Annotated in this window: 1 pseudogene; it reads left to right on the top strand. The window is 61.8% G+C overall.

Annotation, left to right across the window (positions count from 1 at the left end):
• Window positions 1–241: pseudogene (locus tag B3849_RS07095) on the top strand (cell division protein FtsZ); the annotation flags it as partial.

Here is a 241-nt window from a genome sequence, read left to right as displayed (position 1 = left end):
CTGCGCGGTGCCAAGGGCGTTCTGATCAACATCACCGGCGGTCACGACCTGACCCTGTTCGAACTGGACGAAGCGGCGAACCGTATCCGCGAAGAAGTCGACCCAGACGCGAACATCATCGTGGGGTCCACGCTTGATACCGAACTGGGTGGCGTTATGCGCGTGAGCGTTGTTGCCACTGGGATCGATGCGGTTGACGTCAACACCGAGATGCCCGTGCCGCGCCGTTCGATGTCGCAGC

This window comes from Sulfitobacter sp. UBA4523, assembly GCF_002388305.1.
Classification (GTDB): Bacteria; Pseudomonadota; Alphaproteobacteria; order Rhodobacterales; family Rhodobacteraceae; genus Sulfitobacter; species Sulfitobacter pontiacus.
The sequence above is the reverse complement of the archived record's forward strand: the minus strand, read 5'-3'. Positions and strand labels throughout refer to the sequence as shown.